This is a genomic window from Pedobacter yonginensis, from assembly GCF_003173595.1.
GTDB lineage: Bacteria > Bacteroidota > Bacteroidia > Sphingobacteriales > Sphingobacteriaceae > Pedobacter > Pedobacter yonginense.
Window position 1 is genome coordinate 786,857 of record NZ_QGNZ01000001.1, and the last position, 18,982, is coordinate 805,838.

The 18,982-nt window shown below is 36.6% G+C and carries 22 protein-coding genes; 16 read left to right on the forward strand and 6 right to left on the reverse strand.

From position 1 onward, the window contains the following. The first annotated feature begins 65 nt into the window (after nt 1-65). Nucleotides 66-836: a non-homologous end joining protein Ku gene (gene ku, locus DHW03_RS03375; protein ID WP_109924316.1), complete on the forward strand. Its 771-nt coding sequence runs from the start codon at nt 66-68 to the stop codon at nt 834-836. Nucleotides 837-913: 77 nt separating this feature from the next. Here the strand turns inward: ku and DHW03_RS03380 are convergent, their stop codons facing one another. After that, nucleotides 914-2,038 (reverse strand): alpha/beta hydrolase, encoded by a 1,125-nt coding sequence (locus tag DHW03_RS03380; protein ID WP_109924317.1) that lies wholly within the window; start codon nt 2,036-2,038, stop codon nt 914-916. Between the two features lie 140 nt (nt 2,039-2,178). Between DHW03_RS03380 and DHW03_RS03385 the strand changes: the two genes are divergently transcribed. The 3 genes from DHW03_RS03385 to DHW03_RS03390 are packed head-to-tail and all read left to right on the forward strand — an operon-like array spanning nt 2,179 to nt 3,532. Continuing rightward, nucleotides 2,179-2,544: a SpoIIAA family protein gene (locus tag DHW03_RS03385; RefSeq protein WP_109924318.1), complete on the forward strand. Its 366-nt coding sequence runs from the start codon at nt 2,179-2,181 to the stop codon at nt 2,542-2,544. Between the two features lie 19 nt (nt 2,545-2,563). Then, nucleotides 2,564-2,710 (forward strand): hypothetical protein, encoded by a 147-nt coding sequence (locus tag DHW03_RS19230; RefSeq protein WP_165825350.1) that lies wholly within the window; start codon nt 2,564-2,566, stop codon nt 2,708-2,710. 15 nt (nt 2,711-2,725) lie between these two features. Continuing rightward, nucleotides 2,726-3,532 carry a mechanosensitive ion channel family protein gene (locus tag DHW03_RS03390; RefSeq protein WP_109924319.1) on the forward strand — a complete coding sequence of 269 codons (807 nt, stop codon included), beginning with the start codon at nt 2,726-2,728 and terminating at the stop codon, nt 3,530-3,532. On the opposite strand, the gene DHW03_RS03395 is transcribed toward DHW03_RS03390, so the two are convergent. Beyond that, nucleotides 3,529-3,906 carry a response regulator transcription factor gene (locus tag DHW03_RS03395; RefSeq protein WP_109924320.1) on the reverse strand — a complete coding sequence of 126 codons (378 nt, stop codon included), beginning with the start codon at nt 3,904-3,906 and terminating at the stop codon, nt 3,529-3,531. The two genes, DHW03_RS03390 and DHW03_RS03395, sit on opposite strands and share 4 nt — an antisense overlap. Before the next feature lie 145 nt (nt 3,907-4,051). On the opposite strand from DHW03_RS03395, the gene DHW03_RS03400 reads away from it, so the two are divergent. From DHW03_RS03400 to DHW03_RS03455, 12 genes are all read left to right on the forward strand, one after another. After that, nucleotides 4,052-6,265 (forward strand): ATP-binding protein, encoded by a 2,214-nt coding sequence (locus tag DHW03_RS03400; protein WP_109924321.1) that lies wholly within the window; start codon nt 4,052-4,054, stop codon nt 6,263-6,265. Beyond that, a complete protein-coding gene (locus tag DHW03_RS03405; RefSeq protein WP_109924322.1) occupies nt 6,266-6,685 on the forward strand; it encodes a response regulator in 420 nt (139 codons plus the stop codon). 82 nt (nt 6,686-6,767) lie between these two features. Further along, nucleotides 6,768-7,352 (forward strand): biliverdin-producing heme oxygenase, encoded by a 585-nt coding sequence (locus DHW03_RS03410; RefSeq protein ID WP_109924323.1) that lies wholly within the window; start codon nt 6,768-6,770, stop codon nt 7,350-7,352. Nucleotides 7,353-7,546: 194 nt separating this feature from the next. Next, nucleotides 7,547-7,726 (forward strand): histone H1, encoded by a 180-nt coding sequence (locus DHW03_RS03415; protein WP_109924324.1) that lies wholly within the window; start codon nt 7,547-7,549, stop codon nt 7,724-7,726. Nucleotides 7,727-7,860: 134 nt separating this feature from the next. Beyond that, nucleotides 7,861-8,952 carry an MBL fold metallo-hydrolase gene (locus DHW03_RS03420; protein WP_165825351.1) on the forward strand — a complete coding sequence of 364 codons (1,092 nt, stop codon included), beginning with the start codon at nt 7,861-7,863 and terminating at the stop codon, nt 8,950-8,952. Nucleotides 8,953-9,008: 56 nt separating this feature from the next. Further along, nucleotides 9,009-9,371 carry a hypothetical protein gene (locus tag DHW03_RS03425; protein WP_109924326.1) on the forward strand — a complete coding sequence of 121 codons (363 nt, stop codon included), beginning with the start codon at nt 9,009-9,011 and terminating at the stop codon, nt 9,369-9,371. 60 nt (nt 9,372-9,431) lie between these two features. Continuing rightward, nucleotides 9,432-10,229: a hypothetical protein gene (locus DHW03_RS03430; protein WP_109924327.1), complete on the forward strand. Its 798-nt coding sequence runs from the start codon at nt 9,432-9,434 to the stop codon at nt 10,227-10,229. Further along, a complete protein-coding gene (gene miaA, locus DHW03_RS03435; RefSeq protein WP_109924328.1) occupies nt 10,230-11,156 on the forward strand; it encodes a tRNA (adenosine(37)-N6)-dimethylallyltransferase MiaA in 927 nt (308 codons plus the stop codon). 125 nt (nt 11,157-11,281) lie between these two features. Then, nucleotides 11,282-11,797, forward strand: coding sequence for an outer membrane beta-barrel protein (locus tag DHW03_RS03440; RefSeq protein ID WP_109924329.1), 516 nt, complete (start codon nt 11,282-11,284; stop codon nt 11,795-11,797). A 151-nt stretch (nt 11,798-11,948) separates the two neighbouring features. Continuing rightward, a complete protein-coding gene (locus DHW03_RS03445; RefSeq protein WP_109924330.1) occupies nt 11,949-12,506 on the forward strand; it encodes a hypothetical protein in 558 nt (185 codons plus the stop codon). 96 nt (nt 12,507-12,602) lie between these two features. Further along, nucleotides 12,603-13,133 (forward strand): DUF3347 domain-containing protein, encoded by a 531-nt coding sequence (locus DHW03_RS03450; protein WP_109924331.1) that lies wholly within the window; start codon nt 12,603-12,605, stop codon nt 13,131-13,133. Between the two features lie 133 nt (nt 13,134-13,266). Then, nucleotides 13,267-14,556 (forward strand): citrate synthase, encoded by a 1,290-nt coding sequence (locus DHW03_RS03455; RefSeq protein WP_109924332.1) that lies wholly within the window; start codon nt 13,267-13,269, stop codon nt 14,554-14,556. Nucleotides 14,557-14,623: 67 nt separating this feature from the next. Here DHW03_RS03455 and DHW03_RS03460 read toward each other — a convergent pair whose 3' ends face one another. From DHW03_RS03460 to DHW03_RS03475, 4 genes are all read right to left on the reverse strand, one after another. Next, a complete protein-coding gene (locus DHW03_RS03460) occupies nt 14,624-15,742 on the reverse strand; it encodes a DUF3667 domain-containing protein (protein ID WP_109924333.1) in 1,119 nt (372 codons plus the stop codon). 22 nt (nt 15,743-15,764) lie between these two features. Then, complete coding sequence (locus DHW03_RS03465; protein WP_109924334.1) at nt 15,765-17,150, reverse strand: nucleoside permease; 1,386 nt, start codon at nt 17,148-17,150, stop codon at nt 15,765-15,767. A 162-nt stretch (nt 17,151-17,312) separates the two neighbouring features. Beyond that, nucleotides 17,313-17,927: a bifunctional nuclease family protein gene (locus tag DHW03_RS03470; protein WP_109924335.1), complete on the reverse strand. Its 615-nt coding sequence runs from the start codon at nt 17,925-17,927 to the stop codon at nt 17,313-17,315. A 69-nt stretch (nt 17,928-17,996) separates the two neighbouring features. Beyond that, the gene (locus DHW03_RS03475; RefSeq protein ID WP_109924336.1) at nt 17,997-18,965 is read right to left on the reverse strand and encodes an electron transfer flavoprotein subunit alpha/FixB family protein; all 969 of its coding nucleotides are present in this window, start codon (nt 18,963-18,965) and stop codon (nt 17,997-17,999) included. Between the last annotated feature and the right edge of the window lie 17 nt (nt 18,966-18,982).

The window sequence follows — 18,982 nt, forward strand, 5'->3', positions numbered from 1 at the left end:
GCATTTATACGGCAAAACAATATCATTTAAGCGCTTGTTAGTAAGTAAGTTTATAAAAAAATGATATGAGATCTATTTGGAAAGGTTCAATTGGTTTTGGTTTAGTTAACATACCTGTAAAGTTATTTTCTGGGGTACAGAATAGTAATCTGGATTTGGATATGTTAGATGAACGCGACCAAGCCAAAATTAAATTTTTGCGTGTTAATGAGGATACCCATAAGGAAGTTCCTTACGAAAAGATTGTAAAAGGCTTTTTCCTTAAAGATAAATATGTGATTTTGGATAAGCACGATTTCGAAGAAGCGGCACCAGAGAAAACCAAAATTATTGAATTGGAAAATTTTGTAGACATAAAGGAAATCAATCCCATTTATTACGAAACATCTTACTATACCGAACCCGAAAAGCAAGGCAAGAAAGCTTACGCCCTCTTATTAAAAGCCTTAGAGAAATCTGGCAAAGCAGGGGTTGCCCGTTTCGTTCTTAGAAATACCGAGAATCTCTGCGTCATTCATCCAATGGAAGGCGTAATTGTGGTCACGAAGATTCGGTTTCAGCAAGAAATTAGAAGCCTTTCTGAAATTACCAAGGTGGATGACGTAACCATTTCAAAAAAAGAAATGGATGTTGGTTTAGCCTTAATTAAACAATACAGCTCAAAATTCGACCTTAGTGCGTTTAAAGATGACTACAGTGAAGAATTACTCAAAATTATAAAGGCCAAAGCAAAAGGTAAACGTGCTACCGTTAAGAAAATGAAACCGCAAAAGGCCACCAGCGACGATTTGTACGATCAATTAATGCAAAGTTTGGGTTCTAAAAAAGGTGCCTAAATTTCAAATAGATATTCTATAAAGCAAAAAAGCATCGCCAATTGGCAATGCTTTTCTTTTTAATAAGGTTGTGATTATTATTTTTTAAATGCTGCTTTCAACTGTTCTGCAGCATATGCTTGGGCTTGTTTTGCTTCTGGCACTAAAATAGCCATTCCGAAAAATTCGTGTGTTACACCTTCGTAGTTTCTGCTATTTACTTTTACACCCGCTGCTGATAGTTTGTTTGCCAACATTACGCCATCGCTATTTAACGGATCTATTTCAGCGGTAATAATTGTTGTTGGCGGTAAACCTTTCAAATTGGCATTAACCAATGAGATTTTTGGGTTCTGGGCTTCAGTCATTGATGTTAAATATTTCTCTGTAAACCAAGCCATCATCGCTTTGTTAAGCGGCTTTGCATTGGCATACATTTTATAAGATTCAGTATCCATTTTTGATTGCGCAATAGGATATACCAATACTTCATGTACTGGAAGCATGATGTTTTTATCTCTGGCCATGATAGATACATTCGCCGCTAAATTACCGCCAGCACTTTCACCAACTACAGCAATTTTAGCTGGGTCAGCTTTTAAAGTCGATGCATTTTTAACCGCCCATTCATAAGCAGCAAAGGCATCATTGTGTGCAGTTGGGAACTTATTTTCAGGTGCCAATCTATAAGCTACTGATACCACAACGGCACCAACCTGCTCAGCCAAGCCCTGCGCTGAAGCATTATATACATCTAAGTTGGCAATTACAAAACCACCACCATGGTAATATACAATTAATGGGAAAGGCCCATTGCCCGATTTTGGAGTATAAACACGCAAGTGAATTTTTCCACCAGCTACATCAATGTCTTTTCCCATGGTATCAACCATCGCTTCAGGCATTTTGATGTTGTTTTCTTTAACCAAATCCATAACCGCATCTGTAGGTGTGTGATTTTTGCGAGCATCAACCGCGCTCAAACTTTCTATCGGTTTATCACCATAACTGGCTAATTTTTCGATAACCGCCTGCATTTCAGGTTTTATGGTTTTACCCCATTCTGGAGCTGGGCCCGCTGGCTTTAAGCTGCTGCTTGTTGTAGAATCGGTGATGGTAGAATCTGTTGTTGTCGTAGTGGTTTTAGAGCCACTATTACAAGCAGAAATGGTTATCGCTAAAGCACAAACTGCTGCAGAGACTTTCAAAAGATTGGTTTTCATAGAGTTAATTTTATGTTTTAAATTTCAATCCTATAACATCCACATTTGAATAACTGTTTGGAATCAGTTCACAACTTTCAAGAATTTATCATTTTCCAAACTTCTTCACTTTAATCTTGTTCTAACAGAAAACTAAAACTATGTTAACAGAGATTACAGGACTTCCTGAAAATATTTTTGCGGTTAGAGCCACAGGCGAAGTAGATGCTGATGATTTGAAAAATGTGCTGCTGCCTGGCCTTAAAAGAACAGCCGATCGCTTTGATGAAATTAGATACTTATTGGTACTAGAAACTGATGTAAAAAACTTTACGGCAGGTGCATGGGTGCAAGATGCAAAGGCAGGTTTACAGAACTTCACAAAATGGAAAAAAATAGCTGTAGTAAGCCATGAAAAAGGTGTAGAGTGGTTTACTGATGTATTCACTGTGGCTACTCCTGGAGCATCCAAAGGCTTTAAACCAGAAGAAATAGAAGAAGCAAAAGCCTGGTTAATCGAAGAATAAAAAAATAAACCTATCCAATATGAAAAACTCAAAAACCTCCGCAGAAAGTAGCAAAGCTACTGCTCCAGAAAATTCAAAAGCCAAAGGCGCTAACGAAAAAGTAACCTCTGCAAAGGACGCGAAAAAAACAAGCGTTACTAAAGATAAACCTGCAAAAAAGGAATAAACCTAAACCCAAATTATGAATATTGAGGCAGATAAGATAGACTACTTCTATAACAAGGCATACGAGTGGATTATAGCAAAAGGGCCATCCATTATAATGGGCTTTGTGCTGCTTTTCGTAGGGCTTTGGCTCATTAAAATTATTGGAAGATGGTTACAATCTGGAATGCATCGAAGGGATGTGAACCCATCATTAAGGCCATTTCTAAGCAGTTTAATTGTTATCACCTTACGCATATTCTTGGTATTAACCGTAATGCCGATGATTGGCATTCAATTAACCTTCTTAACGGTGTTAATTGGTGGTATTGGCGTAGCTGCCGGTTTGGCGCTATCTGGTACCTTGCAAAACTTTGCAAGTGGCGTACTCATTTTATTACTCAAACCGTTTATAGTGGGCGATAACATCATTGCTCAAGGTCAAGAGGGAACAGTAAGTTCGATACAAATATTCTACACCATAGTCAATACATTTGATAATCGCACTGTGGTTATTCCAAACAGCAAATTATCAAACGAAGTCATTATAAATATCAGTCGACAGGGAAGCAGAAGGCTAGATATCGAAATGAAATTTAGCTACGGAATTGATTATGAACAAATTGCAACAATATTTAATAAAACAGCAGACGAATTTAAAAATTGTTTAAAAACGCCAGAACGAAGAATAGGAGTTTCCAGTTTAGAAGATAGCGGTTTTAAAGTGGCATTAAATATTTGGGTAAAAGCACATGGGTTTATGGATACCAAGCTTGCCTTTCAAAAAGCTTTTATGGAAAATTTAAAATCTGGAGGTATAAAACTGCCGGGAATGACGGATTAATTTTCTGATTTCTTCAAAAGTGCATAAATTTTGTCCATTAACTCATCAATGTTAAAAGGCTTAGCCATAAAATCATCCGCTTCAACACCATCAAGCATGTAATTGGTAGCATTATATCGAGCAGAAATCATTAGGGCCGGAATATGTTTAGTCGCATCCGTTTCCTTTAGTTCCTTTAGCAATACCCGTCCATCAATATCCGGAAGCATAATGTCCATAATGATAACGCTAGGCTCAAATTCTAGAACATGATCTATAAAATTTACACCTTTGTTTAATCCAGAAACATTAAAAGCTTCGCTTTCTAATATGAGCGTAATTACATCAAGGATTGCATGATTATCTTCGATAACCAAAATGTTTTTCTTTGCCAATTGGGATAATGAATTAAAATTTTAACAAATATATAATAAATAATAAATCGAAAAACCCAATTCAGTAAAATATAAAATTTCTAAAAGGCGAACTTATTTTGCCAATTAAAAAAATCTGATATTTTTGCAAAACCCTATATTTTTTATGAATAATTTTTCTGTAAACTTAACCAATTGCGATAAAGAGCCAATTCACATTCCCGGCAAAATACAATCACATGGTTTTTTAATTGCCGTGAATAAATCGGATCTTAAAATCTCTTACATCAGTGAGAATGTTGGTTTATTTATAAAAGAAAGCGCAAAAAATTTATTAGATCAACCATTATCCAGTTTAAATCATTTTCTGAATCAGGATGCATCTGAATTTAATATTGAAGATTTACTAAAGCTTGGTGCCATAAAAAAGAGTTTCGATTCGATTAGTCCTTATCTTTTAGACATCGGTGGAAAACCTTACTATTTAATCATTTCACCATCAAACAACTTTTGGTTGTTGGAATTTGAACCTGCTACTTTACAATACGACATTCAAAGCTCAATTGGTCGCTCGGCTTCAGCTATGCTCAAAGGGAAAACTGTATCTGCCTTATTAAAAGGAGCAGCCATTGAGGTAAAAAAGCTTATTAATTATGATCGAATTATGATTTATAAGTTTTTAGATGATGGCCATGGAGAAGTCGTTGCTGAAGAAAAAGAAGACAACTTGGAACCTTTTTTTGGTTTGCATTATCCAGCAACAGATATTCCGCAACAGGCTAGGGCCCTTTATAAGCTGAATTTAACCCGCTTAATAGCCGATGTAAATACCGAAGATGCCCCAATTGTTACCTTTAATGAAAACGAACCATTAGATTTAACCAATGGAAGTTTAAGGGCAGTTTCGCCTATTCACATACAATATTTAAAAAATATGGGTGTGTATTCCAGCTTCAGTATTTCATTAATTTCTCATGGCGAATTGTGGGGTTTAATTGCTTGCCATAATTACAGCCCGAAATTTATCGATTATCGAGCACGTGAAGGCTCTAAACTGATTGGGCAAATTTTGTCATCCGCACTAGAATATAGACAAGAAGAAGAGGATTTAGAATTTGTTGAGAAATTTAAGAATATCAACACCAGCCTTTCTAATTACCTTGCTAAAGACAAAACTTTAATTGAAGCCCTCACCGGGCATAGCGAAACCATCTTAGAACTCACCCAAGCTTCTGGCGTAGCCATTATCTTTGAAGGTAAGCTATACACCCTTGGCGCCACCCCGCAAGAAGATGATATACTTCAGTTAGCAAGCTGGTTGAAGAAAAATAGCGACGAAACGATTTACTATACGCATCGACTATCCGAAATCTATACCCCCGCAAAAAAATACAAAAATATCGCCTCAGGAATTTTGGCCTGTACCATTAGTAAAAACCCTGATGAATTTATCATTTGGTTTAAGCCAGAGCAAATTTCGACCGTAAATTGGGCAGGGAATCCAAATAAACCCGTTGAAGAATCAGAAAATGGTCTATTAACCCTGTCACCAAGGAAATCTTTTGAAACCTGGGCGCAAATTGTAAACAATACGTCCGAAAGATGGAAACCTGAAGAAGTGGCTTCGGTTTTAAGGATTAGGGAGGTCATCATCTCTCATATTAACAAGAAAGCAAACGAAATAAGGCTTTTAAATGAGAAACTCCAATCCGCTTATGAAGAGCTTGATACTTTCAGTTACACCATTTCCCACGACTTAAGAACACCATTAACATCCATCAAAACGTACACGGAACTTTTGCTCAAAAATAAAACTATTGATGATCAGGGGCGGAAAATGTTGGCAAGGATTTTAAATGGTGCAGAAAAAATGAACTTTCTGATCAAAGAAATTTTAAACCTAGCCCGAGTTGGCCGCTCAGAAATTGGTTTTGAAGTGGTAGATATGAAGCGACTCATCCAAGAAACCAGTGCAGAAGTATGGTCGGCTTTTAAAGCAGACAATGCTGAATTGATTTTAGGGCAATTACCAGACCTGAAAGGCGATCGAACAATGATTGGGCAAGTGTTTACAAATTTGATTAGTAATGGCGTTAAATACTCATCAATGGTAGAAAAGCCTAAAATAGAGATTTCGGGATATGTAAATGACGACGAAATTGTATATATGGTTAAAGATAACGGTATAGGAATTGATAACCGTTATTACGACAGGGTTTTTGAGTTGTTTAAACGCATGGACAATGTTAAGGAGATAGAAGGAACAGGAGTTGGCCTAGCAATAGTAAAAAGAGTTGTAGAAAAACACAACGGAAGAGTATGGTTTGAAAGCCAGTTAAATACAGGTTCCACTTTTTATGTAGCTTTTGAAAATAAATAAATGAAAACGCCGGATATATTTTACGTTGAAGATGATATCGATTATGCATTTTTTATGCAGAGCGCGGTACAAGAGGTGAAGGATTCTTTAAATTTAACCATCGTTGAAGATGGGGCAGAGGCATTGCTTAAACTGCAACGCTTTGCCGAAAGTAAAACCAAACCAAAATTAATTTTATTGGATTTAAACCTACCAGGCTTATCTGGCCTTGATCTATTAAAGTTTATAAGAGATATTCCTTATTTAAAATCTATCCCAGTAATCTTGTTTTCAACATCAGATAATCCCGATGATGTGAAAGCTTCGATGGAATTTGGAGCGAATGCTTATCTAACCAAACCAGATGGTTACGATAATTTAGTCAAATGCGTACATTCTGTACACGATTTCTGGTTTAATCAACACTTGCGGTTAAATTAATAACATAAAATAGATAAGAGATTCGGATTTTAAATTCGAATCTTTTCTTTTTCCCCCCTTTTTATTTACACAATACCAATTTATGATTGCCAATATATTAAGAACAGAAACGGCCGATAAGCACAAGGAACTGGAATCTTTAATGTTTGTTGATGAAATTATGAACAAATCATTAACAATAGAAGCCTATAAAAAGCTGCTCACCATCAATTACATCATTCACCAGAAACTTGAAAACAAACTGGCTAACATGCTCGATGTAGATGTTGCCAATAAACTTCAAATGGCCGACAGATTGAAACTCAATGCACTGGAAAAAGATTTGGAATATTGGGGCATAGACAGATTTACCCTGCCTGAATTGAATTTCGATTTATTTGTTCCAGATAAAACAACACCAGCAGTTTTAGGCGCATTATATGTGTTAGAAGGGGCTACACTGGGTGGAAACGTAATTAAAAAGCAAATTCTCGCCAATACGAATTTTCAACATTCAGAAAACGGGCTACATTATTACGGCGTTTATGGCGATGAACTGGGCTCCAAATGGAAAAGTTTTGTTTCGGTTTTAAATGAGACTGTGCAGGAAGCAGATCCAGAAGCTTGCATTAACAGCGCCAACAACACATTTGATAATTTAATTAAGCTATCAAGACAGCTCCACTAAACACGAATGATTTTTGTATTATTTAATTTACAATATTAAAAAAAATACCATTAAAATAGTGTCAGGGCGTTTTTTTGGCACTCAAAATGTGCAAAACTTATTGCAAATAAATAATTTCTTTCTGTTGTTAATTGAGCGTAAATATGTATAATTGACAAAATAAATTTTTTAAACCTTAAAAACATCAATTAGCGATGGAAAAATTCTCAAAAGTTAAAGCTGCTGTTGCTGCGATTGAAGCAGATGTAGAAAAATTTTATAATGCTGGCAATGCAGCTGCTGGTACTCGTGTGCGTAAAGCAATGCAAGATCTTAAAGTTTTAGCACAAGAAATCCGTGCAGAAGTAACTGAAAAGAAAAATACTGGCAAATAATATTCGCGAGTAAGAAAAAAAGGGTTTCGGTATGCCGAAACCCTTTTTTGCATTTTACAGGATTCTGTAATATATCACTGCAAAGCAGCTAAATTTAAGTTCCTATTCGTAGATTGGCCAAAATTTTCCAATCCATGTTAATCATTTATATTGTTGTTGCGCTTATAACTATCTTTCTCATAGTAACAAACTTACCTGTTTTCGGAGCCTTACCAAAAGGCGAGCGGCTTAACAAGATAAGAAGCCTTCCTAACTACCGCGATGGGGCCATTCAAAACTTATCGGCTACGCCAATGCAACCAGAAGGCGTCAGTATTTTTACAATCTTAAATGCCTTCTTCTTTAAAAAACATCCAAATAGGACTCCCAAACATCCATTGGAGTTTGTTAAACCATCCTTAACTGAAAAACAAATATCTACCAATCCAGAAATCATTTGGTTCGGTCACTCCTCTTATTTATTGAAAATTAATGGACAGAGAATTTTGGTCGACCCAGTTTTTAGTAAAACACCCTCTCCTTTTTCTTTTATTGGGAGCAAGGCTTTTCCAGGTACAGATATAATAAAAGCTTCTGATTTTGAGGATATTGATGTTTTGTTAATTACCCACGATCATTACGATCATCTAGATTATCAAAGCATCCTAACGGTTGCGCCCCATAGCAAACAGATTGTTACCTCTTTAGGCGTGGGCGCTCACTTAGAGAAGTGGGGCATTCCCAAAACTAAAATCCACGAGCTCGCATGGTATCAAGACGTATCCATTTCAACTGGGTTAAATTTCACTGCATTACCAGCAAGGCATTTCACAGGGAGAAAGTTTAAAAGAAATCAAACCGCATGGTCTGCTTTCCTTTTAAAAACAGATCAACACAAAATTTTCCTAGGTGGAGATTCAGGATACGACAGTCATTTTAAGTCAATAGGGGAAACTTATGGCCCCTTTGATTTGGCACTTTTAGAATGCGGACAATACAATGCGTATTGGCCCTATATCCACATGTTTCCTGAAGAAGTGGTGCAGGCAGCAAAAGATTTAAAAGCTCGAGTGCTTATGCCCATACATTGGGGAAAGTTTAGTTTAGCCATGCACCCATGGAATGAACCCATTAACAGGGTAGTAGCAGAAGCCGAAAAACAACAATTCCCAATAGTAACCCCCAAACTTGGTGAAACGTTCGTTTTGAATCAGAATTACCCAGTTCAAAAGTGGTGGCAAGCTTAACATAATTTAAACAATACAAGTGTTACGGTGTTTAATCGATATACAAAAAATCAATTATGAAAACAGACCTTGTAGAAATTTTTCAAACCATTAGAGCCAGTTTACAGCCTTACGCAACACGAGGATATACCGTGCATGAGAATTCAGAAACAGGTTACGATTTGTATAGCGAAAAAAATGTAGAAACAGAGGGTGAGAAAATTACCGAACGTTTCTTTGCAGGGATTTATATCAATGGGAGCCAGGTTGAGGTGCAATTTAACACCACTGAATTTGAATCTTCTAGCCAAAATCTAGAAAGGTATGGAGATCATAAAGAGGGTTTATCCATTACTGAACTTGATGAGGAAAAGCTGAAAGAGATTGAGGTGCTAATCGAAATTATCCATACAAACTTCAAAGAAAAACAATGGATTTAACATTCGGTTGATTAAATTTGCATCGGCTTTGATATTTTTCAAAGCCGCAATTTAAACTGATTGAATAAGTCCATTTCAAAAAAAATAAATCCATCCAAAAGTTGGCCCAATCAGCTTTTATCTTCACTCTCCGAGCATGGAATCTATTTTATTGAAATACCCGATACTGAATATCATTTGTTTCAAGCTGAAGGAGTGATTTTAAATCTCATCAATTTAGAAAACCCACATGCTCCTCAAGATTTGATTACCCTTCAAGCACATTACGCCAACAAGGGCATTAAGCTCATACATTTATGGGAAGATGTTTGGTTGAGCAAAAGTACACAAGTGATCGCGCGACTGAAATCAATTTTGGGCGTGAATAGAAAAATTCATGGTCGCCAAACGAAGATTGAAAAATTAACCAAACCCCTCGCAGAAAGCTTTCTCAATTCCAACCATCTTCAGGGTTACGTAAGCAGCCGATATAAGTTAGGGTTGTTTTTTAAAACAGAATTGGTTGCCGTGGCCACATTTTCAGCTTTGCGCAAAATGAATCATACTGAACATTACAAATCAGCCGAACTTATACGTTTTGCTGTACAAGCTGGCTATTCCGTATCAGGCGGACTCAGTAAACTCATCTCCTCATTTCGCGAATCCCATCAGCCCAACGACTTAATGACATATGCTGATCGAGATTGGTCGGCAGGAGAGGCCTATCTCACCCTAGGTTTTGAATGCAAAAATTTCCTTGAACCACAGTTTTTCATCTTAAATGAAGATTATCAACGGCAATTAGATAAGGCTGACAGCCAAAATAGTACCTTGCAAGTTTTTAATACAGGCAGCATAAAATATATATTGAAGTTTTAAATGGCAGAGCATAACCTAATCGTAATTTTAGGCGCAACCGCCTCGGGTAAAACAAAACTTGCTGTTTCTGTTGCAAAAGAACTCCATACTGAGATTATCAGTGGTGATAGCCGGCAAATTTTTAAACGCATGGATATTGGCACCGGAAAGGATTTATCGGAGTATAATATTGGCGGTGAAGATATACCCTACCATCTAATTGATATTCTTGAGCCGGGCGAACGTTACCATGTAGATGCCTTTAAAAATGATTTCTTTAATGCTTTTGAAGCCATTAGAGCAAAAGGCAAAGTTCCAATTTTGTGTGGAGGCACTGGTATGTACATTCACAGCATTTTACAAAACCAACCTTACACTGCCGTTCCTAAAAATGAATCGCTTAGAAATGAGTTGGATTTGATTTCAAAAGAAGATTTACTTCTTCAGCTTAAATCCGCAAACACTGCTGTAGATCTTACTAAAGTTGACATTTCTTCAAAGAAAAGAATCATCCGAGCGCTAGAGGTTGTAGCCTATTTGAAACATCATACACTAAAGGAGGTAGAAAGGCCGCCACTAAAACCTCTTGTTTTCGGCCTTAGAAATGAAATTGATGTAACGACAGCTAAAATATCGAGTAGGTTGGATAAACGGTTCGAGGAAGGCATGATTCAAGAAGTGGAAAAGCTTTTGGAAGAAGGGGTTGCAGCCGAGGCGCTGATATATTACGGGTTGGAATATAAATTTATTGTTAACTATCTCCATGGTAATCTGACTTTTGCAGAACTTAAAGTTAGATTAGCAACAGCGATTTGCCAATATGCTAAGCGACAAAACACCTTTTTTAGAAAAATGGAGAAAGATGGAATTACAATTAATTGGCTCGATGCTTCAACCACAAATAACCTTTTAAAACAAGCAATTATTCAAAAGGTTTTAGCTAAATAAATATTGTTTTTTATGAGTTACATCTGACACAATAAAACGTTTTAAAAGTGCCAAAAAAGGCTATTTGGCACATCTTTTGTAATTGTGGCTGTATATTAGTTTAACTCAAAAAATAATATTTCAAAATGAAAACATTTACTAAAATTCTTGCTACTTCAGCAGCTGTTGTGGCATTATTCATCACTACAAACGCAAGTGCACAAACTCAAAAATTAGGTATAGGAATCACGGCTGGTATCCCAACTAGCGATGCATATAGTGTTGCATTAGGTGCTGATTTACGTTACCAATTTGATATTGATAAACAATTATCTATCCCAGTTACAGCAGGTTATACACACTTAAGTGGCAAAGAAATCGGCAACTCTGGTATCGATTTTCCTAGTTACGGATATATTCCAGTAAAAGCAGGTGTTAAATATTTCTTTAACTCTACAGGTGCTGGCGTTTATGGCTTGGCCGAACTTGGTGCTGGTTTCGGTACTAAAGATGGTTCAGGAACTTCTTTCGTGTATTCTCCTGCAATTGGTTACGCATGGAGCAATGGTCTAGATTTAGGTGTTAAATATGAAGGTTTAGCTCAGAACAGCACAAGCACCGGATTTTTCGGTCTTCGTTTAGCTTACGGTTTCAGCTTGTAAGCTTACAATGCCGAATAACAAAAAATCCTCCCAAGTCGGAGGATTTTTTGTTTTAGAAGATTCTGAAAAAAATGAAACTAAAATAAATCCAGATCACCTGTTTTATCGTATATATACCAAAACCCTTAATTATTAACTTAAAGTATCTAAAATGAAAACAATTACTAAAATTTTTGCAACATCTTTTGCTGCACTTGCCTTATTTACGACGACAAATTTAAAGGCACAAACTACAGAAACTATGACTACTACTTCTACCATGATGGATAGCGGTATGGGATTTAAAGTTGGTGTAGGTATTAACGGTGGGTTATTTAGAGATAAATCTCCAATGGATTATTCTTATGGTGCGGATTTGAAACTACAGTGGGATTTAACTAAAGATGTAGCGGTAACAGCATCTGGTGGTTACACAAAATTAATGAGCAGAAACAATACTGTAGATCCAGATTTTATCGCTGCTAAAGGTGGTGTTAAAGTGTTTGCTATTAAAAGAATGTATCTAGCTACTGAAGCTGGTGCTGGTTTTGGTATCCAAGATGGTGCTAAAACAAACTTCATCTATTCAGGTGGTTTTGGTTACGAGTGGAATAATGGTTTAGACATCGGCGTAAGATATGAAGGTTATGTTAACGATAGCGCTTCAACTACATATTTCAGACAAACCGGTCAATATGCTTTAAGAATCGGTTACAACTTCAAACTATAATTTAATCATCATATATTTTGGAAGCCCTGCAATTTGTAGGGCTTTTTTTATTGTTTTAATATTTTAATTGCTATTTTGAGCACAAAACCAAATAGCATGAAACGAATATTCGGAATCGCCATTTTAGCTACTTTGATGGCCTGCAATCCAGCAAAAAATAAGTCGTCAGAAACCGCCAATAGTACAGGTAAAGATTCTTCAGTTGTAGAACAAACAGTATCCTTAAAAAATAAAACGGCATCAGCAATTTTTACCCAATACATTGATCTTAAAAATGCCCTTGTACAATCAGACTCTATTGAAGTGCAAAAAGCTGCTTCATCTTTACAAACCAGTTTAGCAGATTATAAAGGCTGCGAATTGACGGCTGGTGTAGCAAAAAAAATCGCAACGGTTTCAGATTTAAAGTCGCAGAGAAAGGATTTCACGGTTTTAAGTGCCGATCTAATCGGATTATTTAAAAGTACCGATGTTACAGCAGGAACTATCTATATTCACCATTGCCCTATGGCCAATAATGGCGATGGTGGAGATTGGTTATCAGCCAATAAAGAGATTAAAAATCCTTACTACGGAAAAGATATGCTGGAGTGCGGGAGAGTGGTTGAAGAAATAAAAGCAAAATAGCATAGAAATTGGGTTAAATTAAGCATGATTGTTACGTGTTTTTGACTAATATTTCACATTTATTTAACAGATTTGCTATGCACGAATACTAATTTTTATATAATTTAGAGAGCTATAAACACAATAGAATAATATGTCAGATATTGCAGAGATTAAAGTTGACGGTAAGACGATTGAATTGCCAGTAATTACAGGAACAGAAGACGAAAAGGCCATTGATATTTCAAAATTGAGAGATTTAACGGGTTTTGTTACTTTGGATACTGGTTTCAAAAATACCGGTTCCACCAAAAGCAAAATCACTTTCTTAGATGGAGAAAAAGGAATCTTAAAATATAGAGGTTATTCTATCGAGCAACTGGCTGAAAAATCTAGCTTTTTAGAAGTTGCATATTTAATCGTTTATGGCAACTTGCCAACTCAACAAGAGTTAGATGGCTTTCAATCCGAAATCAGTAAACATACGCTGATACATGAAGACATGAAAAAGTTCTTCGATGGCTATCCATCAAGATCTCATCCAATGGGTCAATTGGGTTCTCTAATCTTCTCACTTTCTACATTTTATCCAGAGTGTTTAAAACCAAATCAAACTGCAGAAGAACAAGATTTAACGATAATTAAATTGCTGGCAAAATTGCCTACAATCGTTTCCTTCATCTATAAAAAATCACTGGGTCACCCGCTTATTTATCCAAAAAATAAATACGACTATGTTACTAATTTCCTTTGGATGACGTTTGGCCAGCGTACCGAAGATTATGATGTAAACCCGATTGTGGTTAGTGCAATGAATAAATTGCTTATTCTCCATGCCGATCACGAGCAAAACTGTTCTGCATCAACGGTCAGAATTGTAGGCTCATCAGATTGTAATTTATATGCATCTATTTCTGCGGGGATTGCAGCTTTATGGGGACCACTTCATGGCGGAGCAAACCAAGCGGTAATTGATATGCTTGAATTAATTAAAGCCGATGGTGGTGATACAGAAAAATGGATTAACAAGGCAAAGGATAAAAACGATTCGTTCCGCATGATGGGTTTTGGACACCGGGTTTATAAAAACTTTGATCCTAGAGCTAAAATCATTAAAAAAGCTTGCGATGATATTTTAGAAAACTTAGGTATCGACGATCCAATTTTAGAAATAGCCAAAAAATTAGAAGAAGCAGCCTTAACAGATCAATATTTCATCGATCGTAAATTGTATCCAAACGTAGATTTCTATTCCGGAATAATTTACCGCGCTTTAGGTTTCCCATCAGAAATGTTTACCGTGTTATTCGCCTTAGGTCGTTTACCAGGATGGATTGCTCAATGGAAAGAAATGCATGAAAATAAAGAACCAATCGGTCGTCCTCGTCAAATTTATGTTGGTGAAACCGATAGGGAATTTGTTGACATAAAGGATAGAAAATAAGTCATCACTAAACGGAAAAGCCTCTCAATTAAGGAAATTGAGAGGCTTTTTTATGTGCTATAAGTTTTTAAACGGCTACGTAGTAAATAATGTTTAACATCACAGTTTCTGTAATTGCGATGGCTATACCATAAAGCAAGAAAATCATAATCATCTTACCAATAACCTTTTTTCGCTGATAAAATATCTTAAGGGCATTAAACATGTACCAACAAACCCATACCACAACGGCGAGTTCGATCAATCCTTTGATAAAACCACTTCCACCTAAAATATACTTGATAATTGGTACGGTGAATATTTGTACCACAAAGTATGCAGTCATTCCATGTATGGTGAAAATCAAATGATCGAGGTAATAAATGTGATTTCGCCTAAAATTCCACATGATAAACAAGGCAAGTAGGGGCATGAGCAAGAAATATTGCTTTGGACGATTGTGCTCCAAGGTTTCTTGAATCACTTCAGATTTTTGTCCGAAGGTTATAGAACGCTTTTTAACCATACGTTCAAACCAATTGTCTTTACGTAAAATGGGCAACTTACTCTGTCTGGATAGGTAAGCCTCATAAGTAGAATCATTTCGCTCATCATGTATGGTGGTGAAGCTTTCAATAACCTCGGCTAATGAGTCTGATTTATTCGTTTGAGTTTCTCGCTTTAAATTGGCCAATACAAGTGTTTGTTCTTCAAAACCCAAGTCTTTAAAGCTTGCTTGATCTAAATCTTCCTGTATGCCTTGTTTAACTTTGTTTACAATCGCCGGTGCCTTAACCTTTATTCCAGCACTTTGAAGTTCTTTATCAACACTGTCTAAAACTGCCTTTTGTTCATTTCTTGTTTTAACGTTGACGTGAGTTTGCTTCGACTTGTGCTCTGGAGAATACGCCACTAAAAAATAAACAATCGACACAAATATATACATGCTCACTGGATTAATATAGCGAGCTCTTTTGCCCGCCAAATAATCGAGCGTAACTTGTCCTGGCTTTGTTAGGAGCGGAGTTAAGGTCTGGAAAAACTTATTATCAAAGTGGAAGTAATGTGCTATACTATGACTTATAAAACCCCAAAAACTTTCTTTGAGCTCTAAATTAGGCTGACCACAGCTGCTGCAATAATGTTTTTCTACATGTGCTCCACAATTTAGGCAATTCTGTTCTTTTCTATACTTACCGGCTGACATAGGGGATTTAGAGAGATTTAATTTAGTGACTAATGGCTTCGATAGCTTCTACTTCGGCTCTGGTGTGCTTGTGCTTAAATAACAGCGCAAATAATACGGTAATTATTAATGCGTAAATGGTGAAAGAGAGCCAGATGCTGTGCCAATCTTTCATATGTATGGCTTTATCGAAAGTACCATTATTTAAAATACTTACACCTTGGCTTTTTACAAAGTTAAGTAAATGATTATTGCTTGGATCTGCACCTACGAATGCAGACGTTGCTTCTATTGAAGTGAAAGTTTTGGTGAAGTACTTATCAATCATCCAGCCAGATACCAAACTTCCAAAAACGGCACCAAACCCATTGGTCATCATCATAAACATGCCCTGTGCCGATGAACGGGTTTTGGCTGTTGTAGATGTTTCTACAAACAACGAACCTGAAATATTGAAGAAATCGAAAGCCATTCCATAAACTACACAAGAGAGAATAATCATCCATAAATTGCCCGCTGGATTTCCATAGGCAAAGAGTCCGAAGCGGAAAACCCATGCCAGCATAGCGATAATCATTACTTTTTTGATGCCAAATCGTTTCAAGAAAAACGGAATTGCCAAGATGAACAACGTTTCAGAAACCTGAGAAATAGACATGATGATGGTCGAATATTTCACTACAAATGAATCTGCATATTTTGGAAAGTTTTTAAATTCATCTAAAAACACATCTCCATAGGCATTTGTGAGTTGCAAAGCGCCGCCTAAAAACATGGAAAATATAAAAAACAAAGCCATCTTATAGTTAGCAAAAAGCTTAAAGGCCTCTAAACCCAAGGTTTGGATTAAGGATGCTTTCTCTGCGATCAGCTTACTTGGCTTACATTTTGGTAAGGTAAAGGCATATATTCCCAGTAACAGGGCGCCAAAGCCCGCGATATAAAATTGGTAAGCGCTTGCCTTGTTTCCAGTTAAATTAGTAATCCACATGGCGGCAATGAAACCCACTGTGCCCCAAACTCTTATTGGTGGGAAATCTTTGACAACATCAAAATTTCCAGATTTTAAAGTGGTGTAAGATATGGAGTTACTTAACGAAATTGTTGGCATGTAAAAGCACATGGCCAGCAAGATAGTCCAAAAGAAAGCGTTAGGACTTTCTACCTGTGGTAGATAAAATAAAACACCGGCGTATAAGATGTGAAGTATGCCATATAAAACTTCTGCATTAACCCATTTATCTGCTATTATTCCCGTTAATGTGGGCATAAATAACGAGGCAAAGCCCATGGTAGCGAAAATTGCACCAAATTGAGTACCATCCCATTGTTTTGTTCCAAACCAATAATTCGCAATTGTAATTAGCCATGCGCCCCACACAAAAAACTGCATAAAACTCATTATGGTTAAGCGAAACTTAACATTCATCATATAGATTTGTTTGATTTTTGATTAAAAGTTGAATATAGAACTATTTTAAAACATAATTCAAAAATAAACCCAAATTATTTGAAATAATTTGGGTCTTTTTTGTTTTAGCTAATCAGTGACCGATATAAAGATCATTGTAGAAAAATTTGGGCGTAAGCATTAAGAGGTTCCCCGCTTATTTAGTTCGTCTCGTAGTCTTGCTGCCTTTTCATAAGCCTCATCTGCAATGGCTTGTTGAAGTTTTAATTGTAATTCTTCCAAAGTTAAATCGCCATATCCTTGAGATTTGGAAGAGCTGGGGGTTATGTCGGCATCCGGCTCTTTGGCAATGCTATCCATGTTTTCTAGGAAAAGAAAATCATTACCTTCAATAACGATACCTGCTGATGCTAAGATGAATTCGTAAGTATAAATTAAGGCATTAAATCTAACGGCAAGGGCAATCGCATCTGATGTTCGCGCATCGATTTCATGCGTAGCTCTACCATCTGTACAGATTAGCTTGGCGTAAAAAACGCCATCCACAAGGTTGTAGATAATAATTTCTTGAATACTTAAATTAAATGTATCTGCAAGCGATTTAAATAAATCATGCGTTAATGGCCTGCTTGGCGTCATCTTTTCAATCTCTATCGCAATGGCTTGGGCTTCAAATGCACCTATAATAATCGGTAAACGTCTTCGTCCATTAACTTCTCCTAAAACCAATGCATAGGCACCAGATTGAGTTTGGCTATAAGATAAACCTACAATATCTAATTTAACTTTTTTCATATTATTTTGCGTCGTGGAGAGTTTGTTAAACCCTGTTAATCAGTATTTAACAAACTCTGGCAGACAAAACTATGCTTTGTGGGCTTTTAATGCTTCAATCAATTTAGGAACAACTTCAAAAGCATCACCTACAATTCCATAATCAGCAACTTTAAAGAAAGGTGCTTCAGGGTCTTTGTTGATTACAACAATAACTTTTGATGAACTTACGCCAGCCAAATGCTGAATTGCACCTGAGATGCCAATGGCAATGTATAAATTCGGACTGATGGAAATTCCGGTCTGACCAACGTGTTCTGAGTGCGGTCTCCAGTCTGCATCACTAACTGGTTTAGAACATGCAGTAGCTGCGCCTAGCAAACCTGCTAATTCTTCGATCATTCCCCAATTTTCTGGTCCTTTCAAACCTCTACCTGCTGAAACAACCAACTCCGCATCTGGTAAGGAAACTTTATCTGTAGCCCTTACAATTTCTTTTATAACTGTACCTAAATCTGATTGTTTAACATCGGCGGTAAAGTTTTCGATGGCTGCATCAGCTGCATTTTCCTTAACACCAAAGGCATTTGGATTTAAGGCGATAACCTTATTTGCAGAAGTTAATTCTGTAATTGCGAATGCTTTACCAGAAAATGCGGTTTTTTTGATGGAAAACTTGCCATCAGTTGATGGCAGTTCGACAGCACCATCAGCTAAACCAGCTTTAAGTTTTACTGCAATACGTGGCGCTAAACCTTTACCGGAGAAAGAGTTAGATAAAACAACCACATCTGCGGATTCTTTTTCGGCGGCATTGGCAATTACACTTGCATAGGCTTGATTAACAAAAGTCTTTAGCTGGTCAGCGCTCACATTCAAAACTTTAGAAGCGCCATATTTCCCTAGTGCCTTTAATTCACTTTCTTCAACATTACCAATTGAAATTGCGGTTAAATTGGTAGATTGTTGATCTGCAATGGCTTTGGCGTAAGAAACGGCTTCGAAAACAGATTTCTTAAATTTACCCTCAGCTTGTTCTACATATACTAATACTGACATATATTTATTTCTAGATC